Source organism: Gemmatimonas sp. (assembly GCF_044376735.1).
Lineage (GTDB): Bacteria > Gemmatimonadota > Gemmatimonadetes > Gemmatimonadales > Gemmatimonadaceae > Gemmatimonas.
The window spans coordinates 1-4,095 of the sequence record NZ_JBILKJ010000202.1 but is presented as its reverse complement, the minus strand read 5'-3'; the positions used below and the strand labels follow the sequence as shown (position 1 = coordinate 4,095).

Here is a 4,095-nt window from a genome sequence, read left to right as displayed (position 1 = left end):
CGCATCAAGGCCGTCACGCATCCTGCGCCGCCCACGGCGCGCGGGATCCGGCTCGACGTCCGCGCCTGATTCTCGACTCCCACCGACTGAGCATCATGCAGAATCGAATCGATCTCATCACACGGGCTCTGCCCGAGTTCGGCGGACGCGACACCGGCCTCGCCAAGCAAGTGCCGGTCATCGGTGAAGGCGAGCACTCGTTCGGCAATACGCTCACCAAGGCCATCAACGAAGTCTCCGCCGCGCGCGATCGCTCGGGCGACCTCACGAAGCGCTTCGCGGCCGGCGAGAACGTCGAACTGCACCAGGTGATGGCCGCCAGCGAAGAAGCGGGTCTCGCGCTCGACATGATGATCGAGCTGCGCAACAAGATGGTCGAGGCCTATCGGTCCGTCATCGCCATGCAGTCCTGAGTAAGCGACAGTCATGAACTCCCTGATGGAATCTCTCTTCGGACGCGCGGGCGCCGGACGGCAGATCGCGATCATCGCGGTCGGCGTCATCGCCACGGCGCTCGTGTTCGGTGTGTCACGTTGGGCTACGCAGCCCACGATGGTGCCGCTCTACGCCGACATCCCGGTCGAGAACGTGAAGGCGATGACCGACAAGCTCACCGAAACGGGCATCACCTACGAACTCGATCGCACCGGCTCCACGATCATGGTGCCCAGCGCCGACTTGGCGCGCGCCCGCGTGAATCTGGCTGCCGAGGCGATGCCGACCGGCGGGCGCCCTGGCCTCGAACTGTTCGACAAGCCGTCGTGGGGCATGACGGACTTCACGCAGAAGGTGAACTATCGCCGGGCGCTGGAGGGAGAACTCGAGCGCACGATCGGCAAACTGAAGAACGTCGAGATGGTGCAGGTGCACCTCGCGCTCGAAGACGCGCAGATGTTCAAAGAGAGTGAGCGGCCATCGAAGGCGTCGGTGACGCTCAAGATGGCGGGTGGCGAGACGCCGCGCGCCGAAACGGTGCACGGCATCGCGAGCATGGTGGCCAACAGCGTCGGCGGTCTCGACCCCGAGCATGTCACCATCGTCGATGAACGCGGCCAGGCGCTCACGTTCGAGGACGAAAGCTCGGTCGCTGGCTTGTCGAGCCGGCAGCTGGCGGTGCAGCGCGAAGTCGAAACGTATATGGAGCAGAAGGCCGACAAGCTCCTGAACAGTCTGGTTGGCTCGGGCAACGCCCGCGTGCAGGTCGCTGCGTCGATCAACTTCGACAAGGTCGAGCGCACGGTTCAGGCAGTCGATCCGGAGCGCCAGGCGCTGGCCACCGAGCAGAAGGCGGAAGTCACGCCAAGCACTCCGACGCAGGGTGCCGGCTCCAGCACGACGGCCACGTCGTACGAGAACACCAAGAGCGTGGAGAGCTTCAGCGGCGCGATCGGCAATGTGAAGAAGCTGACGGTGGCGGTGCTGGTGGCCGACAAAGTCACGATGCCGGCGCCCGACACCACACAGCAAGCGGCACCGGCGCCGATCATCACGGCCCGCACCACCGAAGAGATCGCCCGCATCGAAACGCTGGTGCGCAACGCACTCGGCGTGGATTCCACGCGCGGCGACATGATCTCCGTGGTGAGTGCGCCGTTCGATATGCCGGCACCGCCGGTCATCGCGCGCGACAGCGTGCTGCCGCCGGCGGACATGCTCTCCAAGCTCCAGGCCAACCCCAAGCCCATCGTCGCGATCGCCGCGCTGGTGGTGCTGCTGGTCATTGCGGTGGTGAGTGTGAGCGCTCTCAAGCCCAAGAAATCGCAGCGAACGGCCGGTGACCAGCCGAACCTGCTGCCGCCGAATGAGTATCCGCAACTGCCCGCCAGCTCGGCGATGCAGTCGGCCATGCAGGAGACGACGCCGTACGAAGAGGACATGGTCGAGCTCCCCAAGCGCCCGATTCGCCTCCCACCTCAGGCGACCACCCCGGAACGTGAGCAGGCCATTGCGACCGTGGAGCAGCGTCCTGACGCTGCCGTCCGTGTCGTGCGCACCTGGCTTCGCTCGTAGGCGCCCCGATGACTGCACTCGCGACGTCTGACAAGTACGCCCCCGAGCGCCTCAACGGTCGCCAGAAGGCGGCGATCGTCTGCATGGCGATTGGCTGGGAGCACGCCGCCAAGATCACGGCCGGTCTGTACTCCGAAGAGGCGGAAACCGTGGCCCTGGAGATGGCACAGCTCGATCGTGTGCCCCCGGAAACGATTCAGAGCGTGCTCAATGAATGGCTGGAGCTCACCGTCGGCATGGGTTCGCTCAGCGACGGCGGCGTGGAATTCGCGAAGGACGTGCTCGAAGCCGCGTTCGGTCCTGAGAAAGCGGCGCAGATTCTCAAGAAGATTCAGGGACAGATTGCGCACGGCGATCGGTTTGGTCGCTTGCGTCGCGCCGACCCGCAACAGATCGGCAACACGTTGCGCGGTGAACACCCGCAGACGATCGCCCTGATTCTCGCGCACCTCGAGGCGGGGCACGTGGCGTCCATTCTGCGCGAGTTGGATCCCGCGTTGGGCGGCGAAGTGATGTTCCGCATCGCCAAGATGGAGAAGGTGTCGCCGGAGATGATTTCCCTGGTCGAACGCGCGATCGTGAGCGAGGCGGACCTCGCCTTCTCGGGCATGTCCACTGTTGGCGGTCCGGCGGCCGTGGCCGCGGTCCTCAACCTGGTCAGCACGTCGCTCGAGAAGGAAGTGCTGGACCTCGTGACGGAACGGGACGCGAACCTCAGCGATCAGATCCGGAACCTCATGTTCGTGTTCGAAGATCTCATCACGCTCGACGACAAGTCGCTGCAGCGCCTGCTGCGCGAAGTGGACATCAAGCAGCTCACGCTGGCGCTCAAGACCACGAGCCCGGAACTCAAGAACAAGATCATGCAGACGATGTCGCAGCGCGCCGTTGCCGGCCTCAAGGAAGCGATGGAGTTCCTCGGCCCGGTCAAGATGCGCGACGTGGAAGCGGCGCAGACGGACATCGTGTCCAAGGTCCGTGCCCTCGAGGAGAGCGGCGAGATCGTGTTGAGCGCGGGATCCGACGATGTCATCGTCTGAGGACCGACCAATGCGAGCTACTGCCTGGTCTCTCGACGAGTTCGCGCCGGCCGACGGGTTCGACGCATTCAGCCCCGGCGACTCGCGGTCCCGCTCGTCGGGCGGGAGGGACGCGGACGTCGAGGCGCGCCTCGCGATCGAGCTGGCACGCGCCGAGGCGGCGGCCTACAGCCGCGGCCGGGCCGATGGCGAAGCCGCGGCCCGCGCCGAGGGGGACGAAGAAATCGGATCGGCGATGGCATTGCTGTCCGACGCGCTCGACAACGTCCGGCGGCACGAGGCGCGCTGGGTCGGCAATGCCGAAGAGAACATCGCCGCCCTCGCGGTGATGGTGGCGCGCCACATCCTGCAGCGCGAAGTGAGCGCCGACCCGTCGTTCGTGCGGGATCTGGTGGCGAGCGCCATGGCCCAGTATCCGCTCGATCAAGAGATCACGATCCGCATCAACCCGGAGGATTTTCAGACCTGCCGCGCGTCGATCGACGACGCCGGCCGTCGCGAAATCCGCTGGATCAGCGACGCCGCCGTTCTGCGCGGCGGATGTCTCATGGAAGGACGTGAGCGCATCATCGACGGTCGAGTCGATACGGCGCTCGAGCGCGCGTATCGCAGCATGGGTGGGGTGCAGGCGTGATCACGTCGCCCCGTACCGACACCCCGTTCACCTACGGCGACGGTCCGATCCTCGACACGATGGCGGACCGTCTCGCGCACAGCGAGCGCTTCGGGTCGTACGGTCGCGTGACCCGCGTAGTCGGTCTCGTGGTGGAAGCCACCGGCCTGGATGTCGGACTCGGTTCCCTGTGCCGGATCACGAGCCACTCGCGTGAACGGTCGGTGCTGGCCGAAGTCGTCGGGTTCAACGAGCGCAGCGTGCTCCTGATGCCGCTCGGCGAGCTCGATGGCCTCCATGCCGGTGCCATCGTGCAGCCGCTCGGCCGCACCTTCGGCGTCGATGTCGGCCCCGCTCTGCTGGGCCGCGTGCTGAACGGCCTTGGACATCCGATCGACGGCAAGGGCAAGCTCGACACCGTGGATCGCGTGC

Annotated in this window: 4 protein-coding genes and 1 pseudogene; all 5 read left to right on the top strand. The window is 66.0% G+C overall.

The window, feature by feature from the left end:
* A partial coding sequence (fliE, locus tag ACIRA7_RS15375) for a flagellar hook-basal body complex protein FliE (protein WP_396221720.1) occupies window positions 1–413 on the top strand: 413 nt, incomplete at its 5' end.
* Between the two features lie 13 nt (window positions 414–426).
* Entirely contained in the window at window positions 427–2,010 is a 1,584-nt protein-coding gene (gene fliF / locus ACIRA7_RS15370) for a flagellar basal-body MS-ring/collar protein FliF (RefSeq protein ID WP_396221719.1), read from the top strand.
* Between the two features lie 8 nt (window positions 2,011–2,018).
* A complete protein-coding gene (gene fliG, locus ACIRA7_RS15365; RefSeq protein ID WP_396221718.1) occupies window positions 2,019–3,050 on the top strand; it encodes a flagellar motor switch protein FliG in 1,032 nt (343 codons plus the stop codon).
* A 10-nt stretch (window positions 3,051–3,060) separates the two neighbouring features.
* On the top strand, window positions 3,061–3,684 hold the full coding sequence (locus ACIRA7_RS15360; RefSeq protein WP_396221717.1) for a FliH/SctL family protein: 624 nt from the start codon (window positions 3,061–3,063) through the stop codon (window positions 3,682–3,684).
* A pseudogene (locus ACIRA7_RS15355) lies at window positions 3,681–4,095 on the top strand (EscN/YscN/HrcN family type III secretion system ATPase); the annotation flags it as partial. The gene ACIRA7_RS15360 and the pseudogene ACIRA7_RS15355, both read left to right, overlap by 4 nt.